This window comes from Pedobacter superstes, assembly GCF_037622515.1.
Classification (GTDB): Bacteria; Bacteroidota; Bacteroidia; order Sphingobacteriales; family Sphingobacteriaceae; genus Paradesertivirga; species Paradesertivirga superstes.
In genome coordinates, this window is the sequence record NZ_JBBJCN010000001.1 from 632,557 (window position 1) to 648,755 (window position 16,199).

The window sequence follows — 16,199 nt, forward strand, 5'->3', positions numbered from 1 at the left end:
CTTTCTTTTTTTAAAACCAGGCTGGAAACTTTGCAGGATTGGCCTCGCTCATCATACCATAAACCGCTTCAACAATATCATCAACAGAAGGCTTAGTAAAATAATCACCATCGGTACCATATGGTGGCCTGTGTTCTTTAGCCGTGATAGTTCCTGGAGCGCTGTCCAAATAATAATAGCCTTTCTGTTTTTCTACAATCTGCTGTAAGATAAATGCCGAAGCGCCTCCCGGCACATCTTCGTCAGCCACTATTAATTTGTTGGTTTTACTTAAAGACTTTACACAAACTTCATTTAAATCAAAGGGATGAAGAGTCTGAGGGTCGACAATCTCGATCGAAATTCCTAATCTTTCAAGTTCTTCCACGGCATCCTGAACTACACGTAACGTAGATCCATAGGATACAACTGTTATATCACTTCCCTCTTTCACAACCTCGGCGCTGCCAAGCGGAACTGTAAAATCACCCGGGTTAGAAGGCAGTCTCTCTTTAAGGCGGTAGCCATTTAAATTTTCTATAACTATAGCAGGTTCATCACCCCTTAATAAGGTATTGTACAGACCGGCAGCCTGTGTCATATTTCGGGGAACACAGATATGGATTCCCCGCATAGCGCCCAGTATCATGGACATAGGAGACCCTGAATGCCATATTCCCTCAAGCCGGTGACCGCGTGTTCTGATAATCAGCGGAGATTTCTGGCCTCCTTTAGTCCGGTAACTTAAGCATGCCAGATCATCACTTATTACATAGAGCGCATATAGCACATAATCCAAATATTGAATTTCGGCAATCGGCCTGAGTCCGCGTAAAGCCATTCCGATGCCCTGGCCGATAATGGTACTCTCTCTTATACCGGTATCAGCAACTCTGATTTTCCCATGCTTGGCCTGCAAACCCGCAAAGCCCTGATTTACATCACCTATACTTCCAACATCTTCCCCGAATGCAAGAATTCTGGCATCCCGGCAAAAATTCTCATCAAAACAAGCGTTTAAAATTTCCCTGCCGTCAATTAATTTTGCATCATCATCATATTCTGCCTTTATAACAGGCACGTTAAACGGCGATTCGAGGGATTGAGTAAATAGCTTTGAATTATAACGCTCACGGTTTAAGTCTAGATGTTTATGGTACCAGTTCAAAAGATTCTGCTTAGCTTCAGAATTATCATTCGCCAGGTACCTTACAGCTTTCCGTATCGCCATGAAAACATCGGTTCTTATAACCTCTTTATTTGTTCTTAGCGGAGCTGCCAGCCTGTCAAAGTCGTCGCGGTTAAAAGAGCTTAGTAATTCAGCGGCTTCCCGGGCTTCCCGTATTAAAACATTATGAAAAGCATCCCATGCTGTCTTTTGGCATTCCTTTACGTACTTTTTTGCTTCGTTTTCTATTTCAGCCAATTCCTCTTCTGTAGCAACAGCAGATTCCAGCACCCAATTCCTCATTCTTAAAAGGCAATCGTATTCAGCTTCCCAGCTCAGGCGCTCCTGAGATTTATATCGTTCGTGAGAGCCTGAGGAAGAATGACCTTGTGGCTGAGTCATTTCCCAGACATGAATCATTACGGGAATATGCTTCTCCCTGCAAATTTGTATGGCTTTTTCATACGTTTCGCATAAACCGGGATAATCCCATCCCTTTACTTTAAAGATCTCAAAGCCCTCGCCTTTATCATCGCGCTGAAAGCCTCGTAAAACTTCAGAAATATCCTGTTTTGTAGTCTGGTATTTTTGGGGAACGGAAATAGCGTAACTATCATCCCATATAGAAATAGCCAGCGGAACCTGAAGTACACCCGCAGCATTTACCGCTTCAAAAAAAACGCCTTCCGAAGTAGAACCATTCCCAATTGTCCCGAAAGCGACTTCATTTCCCTCAACAGAAAAATTCTTCAAGACATCCAGTTCAGGATTTTGTCTGTAAAGTTTGGAGGCCTGAGCAAGCCCGACTAGCCGGGCCATTTGCCCTCCTGTAGTTGAAATATCTGCGGAAGTCATTTTCATTTCCGTTTGATTTTTCCAGGAGCCATCTTCATTCAAAATGCGGGTCGAAAAATGGGCATTCATTTGGCGTCCACCAGAAAATGGTTCTTCTGTCACTTCCGTATTTGCATATAACTGAGAAAAGAACTCAGTGATGGTGCCCATCCCCGTAGCAAACATAAACGTCTGATCCCTGTAATAGCCAGACCGCCAGTCGCCCTTTTTAAAGGCTTTAGCCATCGCCACCTGGGCGACTTCCTTGCCGTCGCCAAAAATCCCAAATTTTGCTTTACCGGTAAGTACCTCTCTCCGGCCAAGCAAACTCGTCTGACGGCTTTCATAGCAAATACGGTAATCATTCAGTACAATATGTTTGAAATCTTCAAAGCTTAGCTCAGAAACATCGAATTGATTAGTTACTTTCATCTTGGGACAGGCATATCTTACTCCAGTTCCAAAATTAATAAAATATACATGTTATGAAACCCTATCTTTATTAATGCGTAGAATAATGAAATCAGTATTGAATATTAAAAATAAATATATCTTTGTACAACACTTGAATAAAACCGCCGTTTTACATCTATTATTAAATTGAAATTAAACCCTGGCGTAATGATTCAGTCTAATTAAAAAACAGAAAAAATGAAAAAGCTATTTACATTTTGCGCAGTTATCTTGAGTTTTGTTGCAATAACCGCTATGAAGGCAGGCGTTGAAGCGGAATTTAAGTTTGAAGAAGAAACGCATGATTTTGGCAAGATAACTCAGGGTAAGCCTGTAACTTATGAATTTAAGTTTACCAATGTAGGAGATTCACCTATCATAATTTCAAATGTTGAAGCATCTTGTGGCTGTACAGTACCAAAATACTCCAGTACACCAGTAAAAAAAGGCGAAGCAGGAGTTATTACAGCAACTTTTAATGCCGCAGCTGTAGGATCATTTAACAAAGTAATAACGGTTAAATCAAACGCCAAAACGCCGGTTAAATATCTATATATTAAAGGCGAAGTCGTTTCAACCAGCAGCAGATAATTAATAATCAATAAGATTTTGAAAAACCTCTCTGCTAACAGAGAGGTTTTTTTATTTTTGTAACCCATGCCACAAATCTCTAACAAGGGAAAGCAGATGCCTGCTTCTCCTATTCGTAAATTAACACCATATGCCGACAAGGCTAAAAAGCTTGGCAGAAAGGTATATCATTTAAATATCGGACAGCCCGATATTGAAACACCTGAAGTCATGATTAATGCCATCAAAAACATTGACTTTAAGGTTTGGGCCTATACACAGTCTGAGGGTAATTTATCATACCGTGAGAAATTAGTTGAATATTACAACCATGCGGGATACAATATACATATTGAAGATATATTTGTTACCACCGGGGCCTCTGAAGCAATTGTAATAGCGATGCAAACCTGCATGGACGATGGCGATGAAATTATTATTCCGGAACCATTTTATGCAAATTACAATGCATTTGCATGGATGAGTAATGTAACTATAAAGCCGGTTCTGTCGACTATTGAAACCGGATTTGCATTACCTGCCATCAGCGAATTTGAAAAGCAGATAACTGATAAAACAAAAGCAATATTTATTTGCAATCCCAATAACCCGACGGGTTATTTGTATTCATATGAAGAACTGGTAGAGTTAAAAAAGCTCTGCTTAAAGTATGATTTGTATCTTTTCGCAGATGAGGCGTACCGTGAGTTTTGTTATGATGATAATAAGTTCTATTCGCCAATGCACCTTGAGGGTATTGATGATAACGTACTTATTTTCGACAGTGTTTCTAAAAGATACAGCGCATGTGGTGCACGCTTAGGGTGTTTTATCACTAAAAATAAAAAAGTAATCCAAACAGCTTTAAAGTTTGCCCAGGCCAGGCTAAGTCCCGGAATGGTTTCTCAAATAGCTGCTGAGGCAGCGGTAGACACACCGGCATCTTACTTTGAAAGGGTGAATAAAGAATATGTTGAAAGACGGAATATGCTTGTAGCGGCTTTAAATAAAATGGAAGGCGTTTTTTGCCCCAATCCCGGGGGAGCTTTTTATGTTGTAGCCCGCTTTCCGGTAGATGATTCAGAGAAATTCTGTCAGTGGATGCTGGAAGAATTTTCGTATGACAATCAGACAGTAATGATGGCTCCGGCGGCAGGTTTTTACAGCACTCCCGGCGCCGGGAAAGACCAAATAAGATTGGCATATGTTTTGAACAAGAAAGATTTAGCAAACGCAATGATTTGCCTGGAAAAAGCGTTACTGGAATACCCCGGCCGTAAAACAGGCGAGAGGTTAAAGGTAGAAGCTTAAAGGCCAACATTTAGCGATTAAAGGCGAGTAACCGAGAATTTTATTTTTTTACTTTTTATTTTTTTTTTACTTTTTACTTTTTACTTTAAAATACGGGCCCGACCGGAATTGACAGGATGGCGGCAGGTATGTAAGCATGCAGCGCGTTGTGAGTATAGCGCTCAAATCTGAACTCTCAAAACAATAATTGGCGAAAATAACTACGCCTTAGCTGCCTAATTTAGAATTAGCATAGCTTTTGTCCCGCTGGTATTCTGTTCTGTTATATCAGCATACGGGGCATCGATCAACAGAACTGGTTTGGTTAAGGGTGCGAAAACCGAACGAGATAAAGCACATAAGGAAGACGGTACAGGCAATCGGCCAGCCTTCCCCTTCCCGACAATTAAATGGCAGATAAGCATGTAGAAAGCATAATTTGTTCCATGTTTGGACGAGAGTTCGAATCTCTCCGGGTCCACACCAAGCAAATTCAACCCTTATAATTCATTTTATAAGGGTTTTTTATTTTAATTCAGTTCTTTTTACTATATACCCGCTTCCGGGTATTGATAATATGTGCAGATATAATTTAATTTGTTTAGTTTTAGGATATGAAATTTTTCATCCTGGTTAAGGGGTATAAATAATCAAAGATTTATTTTTCAAATGTTGGTTTTACGGGATATAATACCTGTGAAGATGTATTAATATCGTTGATTTTATTCAGGACAAATTTTAAGAGGGGATTCAGCAAGTTTTAATGAAAAATGCTCATAGCATCTTTTATCTTATCGGTACTACTATCCTTCTGATAGTAATTAATACCATATTCTTTCTTTTTCAGACCACTAAAAACGAAAAGAATCATGAAGCATCTATGAAAACATATGAGATTATTGAAACGGCCAGTCAGTTTCTTGATAATCTTGAAGTTTCCGAAATTCACTACCGCAGGTATTTGATGACCTTAGATTCGAACTCACTTGCTATTTATTCAACAACAGAGAAAAGTCTAGATGACAACTATATTAAGTTGTATTCATTATTAAATGGGAACTTATCACAACAACGGAATCTAGGCCGTCTTAATGAGTTAATCAATTTAAAACGGGTACAAATCAATAAGATAGTTAAACGGATTAGTAACGGGTCACAGAGTCAAGAACGAAAAGAAGAAGATTTAACCATTGTAAAGAACACTGAAACTCATACCCGTGAGGTTGTAAAGAATATTACAGGCACCGAGAAAGAGAACCTGGATACCAGCAATAAAGACATAGAAAAATTAACCCGGAGAATTCAAATATTTACCGTCATCAGTAACTGGATATTATTAATAATAGTAGTATCCGTGTTGATTAATGTTATTCAAAGCCGTGACAAGATCGGAAGGCTCTTTAAACAAATTCAGAAAAAAAACAAACAGCTTGAGGATCAAAAAGGCGAACTTCAAAATTTAAGCAAGGATTTGCTCGGTCAAAACACAGAATTAGAGCGATTTGCCTATGTTGCTTCACATGATTTACGTTCTCCTGCACTGAATATGATCTCTTTGCTCCAGATTCACGAAGACTCTAAAGATCATGCGGAAAGAAGCAGCCTTATCAAAACCATTAAATCTGTTGCTGATAACCTTATCATTAAACTCGATGATTTGATTGATGTCCTTAGAAACAAGCATGAGCCTTTTGGCATTCAGGAGAAATTAAACTTTATGCACGTTTATAATGTGGTCGAAAAAAATCTAACCGCGGATATTAAAAGATCAAGCGCCAAATTACATTATGATTTCTCGGCAGCCCCTGAAATCTATTATCCCAAAAGCTACCTCGAAAGCATTATGCAAAATCTTTTGTCTAACGCATTGAAATACCGCCATCCTGACAGAGTTCCCGAAATATCTGTTAGAACCATGCTAAAAGACAACAAACTTTTGCTCGAAGTAAAAGATAATGGTTTAGGAATCGACTTAAAAAAACATGGGGAAGAGGTGTTTGGAATCTATAAAACCTTCCATAATGTAAAAGGCAATAAGGGAATTGGATTATATATAACTAAAGCTCAAATCATTGCTATGGGAGGGAACATAACTTTGGAAAGCATTCCAAATCATGGCAGCACCTTTACAGTATACTTTAACTAAAAAATTTCGAACTGAAATTTACAAGAAAAAGCTCTTTAACCGACCGTGTTACGGCCGTATACATCCATCTTAGGAAATCAGTATTCAACATCTCATCTGTGAGGTAACCCTGGTCGACAAAAACTGCGTCCCACTGGCCACCCTGTGCTTTATGACAGGTTACAGCATAAGCAAACTTAACCTGCAAAGCATTAAAATAAGGATTCTTCTTAAGTTCTTCCATACGCATTCTTTTATTGGCGATGTGCTTGTAATCTTCAAGAACAGCTTCATACAACCTCCTGTTGTCTATATTCGAAAGGCTTGGAGTTTCTGAATACAAGGTATCCAGCATAACCTTACACGTTAATGGTTCATCATCAGGATAATCCAAAAATTCTAAAACTACATCCGCAAAACGAAATCCATAAAGTTCGGTGATATTTTTCATCTTTCGAATCTTCGCAATATCTCCATTGGCGATAAAAGCGTTACTTTGCTCATCGGCGGCCAGCCAGTAATAATTATTACGTACCACCATTAAAAAGTCTCCCCCGCTCAGTTCTTCTTCCCTGTATAAAATCCTGTTCCGTATTTGCAGATTGTAATTATTGGCATTCTTGTTCGACCGGCAAACCACGAGCGTATTCTCCATACCGTACTTATCGTAAGCATACTGAAGCCCCTCTGGAAGTTTTTCACCACTCATGTTATATATATCTGAAAAGCCCTTTACTTTCAGCTGAGGAAATTCTTCCTTTTTACTCCGGATCAGTTCCCGGATATGCGTTGCATTGAACAAAATGCCAGATTCTTTTTGTTGCCTGACAACATCCGTCAGCTCATAACTAAAAATTGTTCTCGTAAACACTTCCTGAAGCAGTTTATTATCTAATGCCGGACTGTAATCGGAACCTACCGGCGGAAGCTGCGCCGTGTCTCCAACCAGCATAAGTTTACAGTTTTTTCCACTATAAACATACATTAACAGATCTTCGAGCAGACTTTTACCACTAAAATCTGCTGCTTCATTAGAAATCATCGATGCTTCATCAACGATAAAAATGGTATTCTCCGCTAGGTTCTCAGATATGATAAAGCTAAGATCAAGGCTCATGGCAGATTTTTTCCGGTAAATCCTCTTATGAATAGTAAAGGCCTTTTTACCTGAATAATTGCTTATTACCTTAGCAGCTCTTCCTGTTGGGGCTAGTAAAACAGTTTTTAAACTTAATTTGGGCAAAGTTTTAACAAGCGAAGCTACAATAGTTGTTTTACCGGTACCGGCATAACCTTTCAATACAAAGCAATCATCACCATACTCACTCTGGATAAACTTATCCAATTCCTCAAAAACTAAAAGCTGCTGCTCCGTGGGACTAACCGGAAATTGCTCTTTTAGTAAGCTACTAATTTTCATGCGATGTAAAATTGCGCAATTCCGTTCAAAAAAATTAGTTTTGTTGTAATGAACGATTTCGGCATAGTACATTTAAAAGACGAGAAGTTTGATACTTCCCAGGGAGACATGCAGCTTCTGATTAAAATTACTCCCAGGCGCATTTCTTATGCAATAATTGACGCGAGAGATAATAGTCTGGTTGTACTTCATGACTCGCCGATATCAGACTCTATTGAGAATAGTTTAAATGATCTGTCCAGAGATAATGAGGATTTTCAATTAACCTTTACCGCGGTAAAGGCATCCGTTCATACCCCCAATTTTACCCTCATACCCACAAAATATTTCACCTTTGACAATATGCCGGAATATGAAAAGCTCATGCAGGCAAACGGAAAGTCGAAAACATTTATTTCTTCGATAAACTCTGATACTATAAAATGTATCAAAGCGCTAAACGTACAAACAACAACTCCGATAATTAATACCCTATCGGGTGTACGCCTGTTTAGTCAGATAGAACCATTAGTTGAAATGGGATTGAAAATGGGCGATACCAACCCTAATAAACTCCTTCTTCAATTCGGGGTTGATTTTTTTGAAGCCTGCCTTATTTCTGATGAAAAACTTATACTTTACAATTTATATCAGATAAAAAACACTGATGACTTTAATTATTATTTATTGATGATTATGGAACAGTTATCAATAAATAATAAAAACACGTCTGTCATCCTGGCCGGAAATATAGAACATGGAGACGAAAGTCACAGCCGGGTAGCAAAGTATTTCGGCGATGTTCGCTTTGCAGATTGTACAGAGATAATTAAATTTTCCAATGTTTTTGATCAAAGTTCAAAGCACCGCCATTTGTCATTATTAGGTTTATTGCTATGCGAATAATTGGCGGAAAACTTAAAGGTTTACGTTTTTTTCCTCCAGCAAATCTTCCGGTAAGGCCCACAACAGATATGGCCAAAGAAGCTCTTTTTAATATCCTTTACAACCGGATTGATTTTGAAGGATTAAAGATATTGGACCTCTTCAGCGGAACGGGAAATATCTCCATGGAGTTTGCCTCCAGAGATGCCGCAGAAATCACGTCTGTTGATAATAATACTGGGTGTATAAATTATTTAAAAGCGATTTCCAGGCAATATAAGGCAGATGAAATCAGACCTTTTAAGGCAGACGTATTTAAATTTTTAAAGGAAGAAACAGAAACGTTCGATCTCATCTTTGCCGATCCGCCATACGATATACCGCAAATCCCGCTGATTGCTGAGTTGGTTTTCGAACGAAAGCTTTTAAACCCTGATGGCATTTTGATTATTGAACATCCCAGCACAAAAAAACTCGACAACCATCCAAACTTTACAGAACAAAGAAAATATGGATACTCTTCATTTAGCTTTTTTGAGAACAAATAAGCTTTGCAAGATATGGCCTTTTGCATTTTAGCTTTAACCTTTTACCTTTAAAATATGAAAATCGCACTTTTCCCCGGATCATTTGATCCTGTAACTATTGCACATGTAGACATTCTCAAACGTTCTGTTTCATTATTTGACAAAGTAATTGTTGGAGTCGGGGATAATAGTTCAAAGCGCTCCAAACTTGATACAGACATAAGAATTAAAATCCTTCAGGCGGTTTTCAAAGCTGAACCAAAAATTGAGGTAACCTCTTACCAGGGCCTTACCGTAGATTTCTGTAAAAAAATCGGCGCTCAATATATGTTACGTGGTATCCGGACAGTTTCGGATTTTGAATATGAAAAAGCTATAGCGCAAATGAATCATGCGCTTGAACCTTCAATCGAAAGTATTTTTATTTTAAGTAACCCCGGGTATTCTGCGATAAGCTCGACCATTGTCAGGGATATATTGAAGCACAAAGGCGATGTAAGTAAATTTGTACCAAAAGAAGCTTTGGAATTTTTATAAGTGATAAAAAAAGTAAAAAATCAAAATTTAAAAACTAAAAACCTCAAAACGCGACAATTAAGTATCCGTACCAAAGTTCATTACCAATTCGCCGGGTAAAACGCAATAAAAATTTATCTCAAACCCTTATTGGGCCCGTATACTTAAACTTCAAGCAAACTTATCACATCCCGTATTAGCGGATAGGTATTTTGTTTGATGTATTCGAAGTCGCCGGAGGCAAGCCAGCGTGCTTCTGTAATACCTTCTTCCAGCTGAGGGATGAGATCCTGTTTATCGGCTTTCATATTAAACCAAACTGTTTTTTTAAATATAATCTGGCCCCTTTCTTCATAAACATGCCATGTTTTACAAAGACGGTCTGTGAGTTCTGAAACTTTAATTCCACACTCTTCTTCTACTTCTCTTACTGCAGCTATTTTTGTTTTTTCCCCTTTATCCAATTTCCCTTTTGGCAAATCCCATTTCCCGTTCCGAAAGATAAAAAGAAACTGATTTTCATCATTTCTAACCACACCGCCTGCAGCTTTAATAAAGAAAAAAGGTTTTCTTATACTTTGAAAAAACTCCTTGGGATCCTTAGTTAGGATAACATTCACAGTAGAAGGACCAGCTTTTGCAAGCTTATAAAAATTTGAAAAATCAAATTCCTGGGGTTCAATTTGTTGATAATTTCCTAGTCCTCCGGGTAAAAAATCTGCTATGATTAGAGCAGTATCGTTAATATAAATTCTATACATTTGTGTCATGATCAACAAGAGTGAGATTGAACAGAAAGTCGCTGAGTTTTTATTACAAATAAAAGCAATTAAATTACAACCAAACAACCCTTTTACCTGGGCATCGGGAATAAAATCGCCAATTTATTGTGATAATCGCATAACTCTCTCTCATCCAACCATCAGAACTTATATCAGACAAAATTTAGTTGCACTTATCCAGGAAGAATTTGGCTCCGTAGGTTTAATCGCCGGTGTAGCTACGGCAGGTATTCCACAAGGCGTTCTCGTTGCCCAGGAGCTTGGTTTACCTTTTGCCTATGTTCGCTCAAAGCCGAAAGAACATGGTACCGGGAGCTTAATTGAAGGTGAAATATTTGACAATCAGCGTGTAATAGTAGTTGAAGATTTAATTTCAACAGGAAAAAGCAGTTTACAGGCAGTTGATGCATTGCGCCAGGCAGGTTGTGATGTAGCGGGTCTTGTGGCAATTTTCAGCTATGGCTTAGATGAGGCCACTGAAAATTTCAAGAATACAAAATGCCGGTTTTCGACGCTTTCCAATTACAATGCATTGATAGAATACGCTTCAGAACATCGTTTTATCAACAAAGATGACCTTTCACTGTTACGTAAATGGCGCGACAATCCCGCAGAATGGGCCAACGCTATTGAAAACACAGTTAAATAGTCAATATGTCAATATTTGAAAGTAAAGTAGAGATTAATAAACCGGTAAATGAAGTGTATAAGTTTCTGGCTGATTTTAACAATCATCAGAAATTAATGCCGGACAATATTTCCAACTGGTCGTCGACCGCAGACGAAGCCAGTTTTTCTGTGCAGAACATGGCTAAACTGGCTTTGAAAATTTCTAACAGAATTGAAAATCAGGCTATAATCATTGTTCCGGCCGATGAAGTTCCTTTTAATGTGGATATGAGGTGGGTGGTTGCAGATTTGGGTAATAATACCACTGAAGCTATCTTAACAATTTCCGCAGAGCTTAATATGATGATGAAGATGATGGCCAGCGGACCATTAAAGAAATTAGTAAATCATCAGACAGAAGTTTTAAGGAAAGTAGTTTAACTAGAAGAGGGGGACTAAAGCCCCCTCTTCATATTCTAATATATTACAAAGTCTTCCCTTTGTCGCATTACACTTAGTATTTACGTTTATACTGAAAAAGATGCTATGAAAACCTTCTTATTATTAACCTGCTGTATATTTCTTTTATCCTGTAATGATAAAGTATTAGTTACGGAAGACTGCCCCTCCCTGGTCTGCACGCAAGAATTCCGATCGGTATCAATAAAGTTTAAAGATGCTGCGGGGCAAGCCGTTATTGTAAATAATTTCAGCGCAATTATAAAACGAACCGGAAAATCTACAGCCTCCTACCCTACCGACGCTTCTTATTTTAAGGGTTCGTACAGCGTAGCAACAGATATGGATACAAAAACACTGCTACCTGATGGAGATACCATAGATGTAAGTGCTGTAAATCCTAAAACAAATCAGAAAAAAACAGCTCAATTCGTTGTTTCGGGTGGAAAATGTGCGTGTCATATTGAAAAAATATCAGGGCCGGAGGAAATTGTTTTTGACTGAACTTTAGCAAGCTCACAGGGATCTAATGGTTAAAATTTTCAAAAGGGAAAATTCATGCGGACTAAATTTTTGATTTCAATGTATACAGTTGAATAAAAACTCCCAAATAAAAGAAATTGCAAAATTGTTCTTCAAATTAGGAGTAACAGCTTTCGGTGGCCCTGCAGCACACATTGCGATGATGAAGGAAGAAGTTGTGGACAAAAGAAAATGGATGACTGAACAGCATTTTCTTGACCTTATTGGCGCAACCAATTTAATTCCCGGACCGAACAGCACTGAAATGGCAATCCATATCGGACAAGAGCGGGCAGGTTATAAAGGTTTAATAGTCGCAGGACTTTGTTTCATTTTACCGGCAGTTTTCATAACAGGAATTTTTGCCTGGCTATACAAACAGTACGGGCAATTGCCCGAGGTACAGCCATTTATTTATGGTATAAAACCTGCGATCATTGCAGTAATTCTTGCAGCAGTATATCCACTAGCTAAAAAGTCATTAAAATCGGTCCAGCTGGGGATAATAGGACTTGCTGTGCTGATCTTGTCGTTGCTCAATTTCAATGAAATTTATTTAATGTTTGGAGCGGGTATAATTGCCTTGCTTTTGGCCTCTATCAGAAACAACAAAACAGAAAGTGCAAACACATTTTTTCCTTTTACACTATTACAAGTTTCAGGCACAACACTCTTTACAGCTACCAACCTGAATTTATTTTTGATCTTCCTGAAAATTGGCGCAATACTTTATGGAAGCGGTTATGTGCTTTTCGCATTTCTGGACTCTGAACTTGTTTCAACGGGCATTTTAACCAGGCAACAATTAATTGATGCAATTGCAGTAGGGCAATTTACACCAGGTCCAGTATTTTCTTCAGTAACTTTTATCGGTTATCAAATTAATGGTTTGTCGGGTGCTGTAATTTCCACTTTTGGCATCTTTCTACCTTCGTTTGTGTTTGTGGCTTTGCTCAATCCGCTGGTGAAAAAAATGCGGGATTCAAAACCGTTCTCAATATTTCTTGATGCTGTTAATGTTGCTTCTGTAGCGATAATCTTTTCTGTATGTTACTTTATGGGCAAAGACACAATTACCGACTGGCGGACAATCCTCATTGCATTAGCAAGCATCATCCTGACGTTTGGATTTAGAAAAATAAATAGTGCATTTGTTGTTTTAGGAGGCTCTGTTGCAGGTTACTTATTGCTTCTTTTTTAAACAAATCATTAACAGCAAACTCTAAAAACCTGGATTGCATGGAAAGCCCGGATCTGGGCAATTGCAAGGCCGGGCTTGAAATAAAAGCGAGACTTCAGCATCTACAAGACGACGGTATGTTTCCCAAAACATGGTCAACTTTTCAGTATAATTTATTATTTATCAGACTTTTAGTCATTTCAGAAAAAATTTACTGGACAAAAATTCCACTATTCTGAATCAAAATCCATATGGCAATTGTTTTGATTGTACTTAAGCACTATGAACTTCAACAATTTTACAATCAAAGCACAGGAGGCTGTTCAAAAAGCTTCTGAAATTGCAGGAGGTAATCAGCAGCAGGCCATTGAGAATGCGCACCTGCTAAAGGCCCTGCTTATGGTTGATGAAAATGTAATCAACTATCTACTGAAAAAGTTAAATGTAAATCTGAACCGGTTAAACACGGTTTTGGATGCAGAAATACAAAGTTATCCGAAGGTTAGCGGCAGCGAAATCTATCTGTCGTCATCAACTAATTCTGCCCTTCAAAAGGCGCAAAGTTATTTAAAAGAATTTAAGGACGACTTTGTATCGGTTGAGCATATTTTGCTTGGCATCTTAAGTTCCAGCGATAAAACCAGCAATATGTTAAAAGATGCTGGTGTTACTGAAAAGGACCTTAAAAAAGCGATCACAGAACTACGCGGAGACAGTCGTGTAACCGACCAGAATGCGGAAGCAACATATAACGCTTTAAATAAGTATGCCCGCAACCTTAACGAATACGCAGAATCGGGGAAGCTTGACCCTGTGATCGGGCGTGATGAAGAGATCAGAAGAGTGATCCAGATCTTATCACGAAGAACCAAAAATAATCCGATTTTAATTGGCGAGCCTGGTGTAGGTAAAACAGCTATCGCTGAAGGTATTGCCTTTAGAATTATTAAAGGCGATGTTCCCGAAAGTTTAAAGTCTAAAACCGTTTATTCTCTGGATATGGGTGCGCTGATTGCAGGCGCCAAGTATAAAGGAGAGTTTGAGGAACGTTTGAAAGCTGTAATAAAGGAGGTTACCCAAAGCGATGGGGAAATTATTCTCTTTATTGACGAAATACACACCCTTGTGGGCGCAGGTGGTGGTGAAGGCGCTATGGATGCTGCCAACATTTTAAAACCAGCTCTCGCACGTGGAGAATTACGCTCTATCGGTGCTACTACCCTGAATGAGTATCAGAAATATCTGGAAAAGGATAAAGCTCTTGAACGTCGTTTTCAAAAGGTAATGGTTGATGAGCCCGATACTCCGGATGCTATTTCTATTCTGCGGGGCTTGAAAGAACGCTATGAAACGCATCATAAAGTAAGGATAAAAGATGAGGCCATTATTGCGGCTGTAGAATTATCACAGCGATACATTTCCGACAGATTCCTGCCTGACAAAGCGATCGACTTAATGGATGAAGCGGCATCGAAGCTTCGCCTGGAAATGGATTCTGTACCGGAAGCGGTTGACGAAATTGAGCGAAAAATCATGCAGCTTGAAATTGAGCGTGAAGCGATTAAACGTGAAAGCGATCAGAAAAAAGTTGCCGAGTTAAGCGAGGAAATAGCCAACCTGTCTGCTGAGCGGGATTCGTTAAAAGCAAGCTGGCAGGGCGAAAAAGACCTGGTAGATGCGATAAATAATGAGGTTAAACAGATCGAGGATTATAAGTTGGAAGCTGAGCAGGCGGAACGGGCGGGAGATTATGGTCGCGTTGCTGAAATCAGGTATGGGAAAATCAAAGAATCTCAGGATAAGCTTGAAACCCTGAAAAAAGAGCTTGAATTAAAACAATCTGGCAGCCGGATGCTGAAGGAAGAGGTAACCGCTGATGATATCGCTGGTGTAGTTTCGCGCTGGACCGGCATTCCGGTAACCAAAATGATTCAGAGTGAGCGTGAAAAGCTTCTGCATTTAGAGGCAGAGCTTCACAAGCGCGTTGCTGGTCAGGAAGAGGCCATCGAAGCAATTTCCGATGCTATCCGCCGGTCGCGTGCAGGTTTGCAGGATAAACGAAAGCCCATCGGATCTTTCATTTTTCTTGGAACAACCGGTGTGGGTAAAACCGAGCTTGCAAAAGCCCTGGCAGAGTTTCTTTTCAATGATGAACATTCTATGGTGCGGATTGATATGAGTGAATATCAGGAACGGCATGCGGTTTCACGACTAATCGGAGCGCCTCCGGGATATGTGGGCTATGATGAAGGCGGGCAATTAACTGAAGCGGTAAGAAGAAAGCCCTATAGTGTCATCCTTCTGGATGAAATTGAGAAAGCTCACCCCGATGTATTCAACATTCTTTTACAGGTTTTGGATGATGGCCGTTTAACGGACAATAAGGGCCGTGTGGTAAATTTTAAAAATACCATCATTATTATGACCTCAAATATAGGATCGCATCTTATACAGGAGAATTTCAGGGAACTGACAGACATTAATCATGATGAAGTCGTGGCCAAAACCAAAAATGAACTTTTTGAGCTGCTTAAGCAAACTATCCGTCCGGAGTTTTTAAACCGGATTGATGAATTGATCATGTTCACTCCTTTGAACAGAAATGAAATAAGGGATATAGCAACGCTGCAATTTAACCAGGTTAAACAAACACTTGCTGAGATGGGAATTGAAATAGAAGCTTCGTCGGAAGCTCTCGACTGGCTGGCCCAGTTAGGATACGACCCGCAATTTGGTGCAAGGCCTTTGAAAAGGGTTATTCAAAAACGCATTCTGAATGAGCTTTCTAAGGAAATTCTTTCCGGCAAAATTGATAAGGAAAGTAAGATAATGCTTGATGTGTTCGACAATAAGTTTGTGTTCTTAAATAAGGATAAACTGGAAGAAGTTAATGTGTAGAGA

The 16,199-nt window shown here is 39.1% G+C and carries 14 protein-coding genes and 1 other RNA gene; 12 read left to right on the forward strand and 3 right to left on the reverse strand.

The window, feature by feature from the left end; translation table 11 throughout:
* Positions 1-10: 10 nt before the first annotated feature.
* Positions 11-2,413 carry an alpha-ketoacid dehydrogenase subunit alpha/beta gene (locus WG906_RS02960; protein WP_339991030.1) on the reverse strand — a complete coding sequence of 801 codons (2,403 nt, stop codon included), beginning with the start codon at positions 2,411-2,413 and terminating at the stop codon, positions 11-13.
* Between the two features lie 219 nt (positions 2,414-2,632).
* Between WG906_RS02960 and WG906_RS02965 the strand changes: the two genes are divergently transcribed.
* The 4 genes from WG906_RS02965 (at position 2,633) to WG906_RS02980 (ending at position 6,440) form a co-directional block, all read left to right on the forward strand.
* Positions 2,633-3,025 carry a DUF1573 domain-containing protein gene (locus WG906_RS02965; protein ID WP_339991031.1) on the forward strand — a complete coding sequence of 131 codons (393 nt, stop codon included), beginning with the start codon at positions 2,633-2,635 and terminating at the stop codon, positions 3,023-3,025.
* A gap of 66 nt (positions 3,026-3,091) precedes the next feature.
* Positions 3,092-4,315 (forward strand): pyridoxal phosphate-dependent aminotransferase, encoded by a 1,224-nt coding sequence (locus tag WG906_RS02970; RefSeq protein ID WP_339991032.1) that lies wholly within the window; start codon positions 3,092-3,094, stop codon positions 4,313-4,315.
* Positions 4,316-4,409: 94 nt separating this feature from the next.
* Positions 4,410-4,778: a transfer-messenger RNA gene (gene ssrA, locus WG906_RS02975) on the forward strand.
* Between the two features lie 279 nt (positions 4,779-5,057).
* Positions 5,058-6,440 (forward strand): ATP-binding protein, encoded by a 1,383-nt coding sequence (locus WG906_RS02980; protein WP_339991033.1) that lies wholly within the window; start codon positions 5,058-5,060, stop codon positions 6,438-6,440.
* Here WG906_RS02980 and WG906_RS02985 read toward each other — a convergent pair.
* Positions 6,433-7,839: an ATP-dependent DNA helicase gene (locus WG906_RS02985; RefSeq protein ID WP_339991034.1), complete on the reverse strand. Its 1,407-nt coding sequence runs from the start codon at positions 7,837-7,839 to the stop codon at positions 6,433-6,435. The genes WG906_RS02980 and WG906_RS02985 overlap by 8 nt on opposite strands.
* 48 nt (positions 7,840-7,887) lie before the next feature.
* Between WG906_RS02985 and WG906_RS02990 the strand changes: the two genes are divergently transcribed.
* The 3 genes from WG906_RS02990 to coaD are packed head-to-tail and all read left to right on the forward strand — an operon-like array spanning position 7,888 to position 9,767.
* Positions 7,888-8,724 (forward strand): DUF3822 family protein, encoded by an 837-nt coding sequence (locus WG906_RS02990; RefSeq protein WP_339991035.1) that lies wholly within the window; start codon positions 7,888-7,890, stop codon positions 8,722-8,724.
* Positions 8,715-9,251: an RsmD family RNA methyltransferase gene (locus WG906_RS02995; protein ID WP_339991036.1), complete on the forward strand. Its 537-nt coding sequence runs from the start codon at positions 8,715-8,717 to the stop codon at positions 9,249-9,251. Before WG906_RS02990 ends, WG906_RS02995 begins: the two co-directional genes overlap by 10 nt.
* Before the next feature lie 54 nt (positions 9,252-9,305).
* Positions 9,306-9,767 (forward strand): pantetheine-phosphate adenylyltransferase, encoded by a 462-nt coding sequence (gene coaD, locus WG906_RS03000; protein WP_339991037.1) that lies wholly within the window; start codon positions 9,306-9,308, stop codon positions 9,765-9,767.
* A gap of 143 nt (positions 9,768-9,910) precedes the next feature.
* Here the strand turns inward: coaD and WG906_RS03005 are convergent, their stop codons facing one another.
* Entirely contained in the window at positions 9,911-10,507 is a 597-nt protein-coding gene (locus WG906_RS03005) for an NUDIX hydrolase (protein ID WP_339991038.1), read from the reverse strand.
* Between the two features lie 7 nt (positions 10,508-10,514).
* Between WG906_RS03005 and pyrE the strand changes: the two genes are divergently transcribed.
* The 5 genes from pyrE (at position 10,515) to clpB (ending at position 16,196) form a co-directional block, all read left to right on the forward strand.
* Entirely contained in the window at positions 10,515-11,177 is a 663-nt protein-coding gene (gene pyrE / locus WG906_RS03010) for an orotate phosphoribosyltransferase (protein WP_339991039.1), read from the forward strand.
* A 5-nt stretch (positions 11,178-11,182) separates the two neighbouring features.
* The gene (locus WG906_RS03015) at positions 11,183-11,578 is read left to right on the forward strand and encodes an SRPBCC family protein (RefSeq protein WP_339991040.1); all 396 of its coding nucleotides are present in this window, start codon (positions 11,183-11,185) and stop codon (positions 11,576-11,578) included.
* A gap of 105 nt (positions 11,579-11,683) precedes the next feature.
* Positions 11,684-12,100: a hypothetical protein gene (locus WG906_RS03020; protein ID WP_339991041.1), complete on the forward strand. Its 417-nt coding sequence runs from the start codon at positions 11,684-11,686 to the stop codon at positions 12,098-12,100.
* Between the two features lie 88 nt (positions 12,101-12,188).
* On the forward strand, positions 12,189-13,319 hold the full coding sequence (gene chrA / locus WG906_RS03025; protein ID WP_339991042.1) for a chromate efflux transporter: 1,131 nt from the start codon (positions 12,189-12,191) through the stop codon (positions 13,317-13,319).
* 261 nt (positions 13,320-13,580) lie between these two features.
* On the forward strand, positions 13,581-16,196 hold the full coding sequence (clpB, locus tag WG906_RS03030) for an ATP-dependent chaperone ClpB (RefSeq protein ID WP_339991043.1): 2,616 nt from the start codon (positions 13,581-13,583) through the stop codon (positions 16,194-16,196).
* Positions 16,197-16,199 lie beyond the last annotated feature (3 nt).

Coding starts and splice junctions, on each gene's coding strand:
- WG906_RS02960 (WP_339991030.1), bottom strand. CDS start 2,413: ATGAAAGTAACTAATCAATTCGATGTTTCTGAGCTAAGCTTTGAAGAT.
- WG906_RS02965 (WP_339991031.1), top strand. CDS start 2,633: ATGAAAAAGCTATTTACATTTTGCGCAGTTATCTTGAGTTTTGTTGCA.
- WG906_RS02970 (WP_339991032.1), top strand. CDS start 3,092: ATGCCACAAATCTCTAACAAGGGAAAGCAGATGCCTGCTTCTCCTATT.
- WG906_RS02980 (WP_339991033.1), top strand. CDS start 5,058: ATGAAAAATGCTCATAGCATCTTTTATCTTATCGGTACTACTATCCTT.
- WG906_RS02985 (WP_339991034.1), bottom strand. CDS start 7,839: ATGAAAATTAGTAGCTTACTAAAAGAGCAATTTCCGGTTAGTCCCACG.
- WG906_RS02990 (WP_339991035.1), top strand. CDS start 7,888: ATGAACGATTTCGGCATAGTACATTTAAAAGACGAGAAGTTTGATACT.
- WG906_RS02995 (WP_339991036.1), top strand. CDS start 8,715: ATGCGAATAATTGGCGGAAAACTTAAAGGTTTACGTTTTTTTCCTCCA.
- coaD (WP_339991037.1), top strand. CDS start 9,306: ATGAAAATCGCACTTTTCCCCGGATCATTTGATCCTGTAACTATTGCA.
- WG906_RS03005 (WP_339991038.1), bottom strand. CDS start 10,507: ATGTATAGAATTTATATTAACGATACTGCTCTAATCATAGCAGATTTT.
- pyrE (WP_339991039.1), top strand. CDS start 10,515: ATGATCAACAAGAGTGAGATTGAACAGAAAGTCGCTGAGTTTTTATTA.
- WG906_RS03015 (WP_339991040.1), top strand. CDS start 11,183: ATGTCAATATTTGAAAGTAAAGTAGAGATTAATAAACCGGTAAATGAA.
- WG906_RS03020 (WP_339991041.1), top strand. CDS start 11,684: ATGAAAACCTTCTTATTATTAACCTGCTGTATATTTCTTTTATCCTGT.
- clpB (WP_339991043.1), top strand. CDS start 13,581: ATGAACTTCAACAATTTTACAATCAAAGCACAGGAGGCTGTTCAAAAA.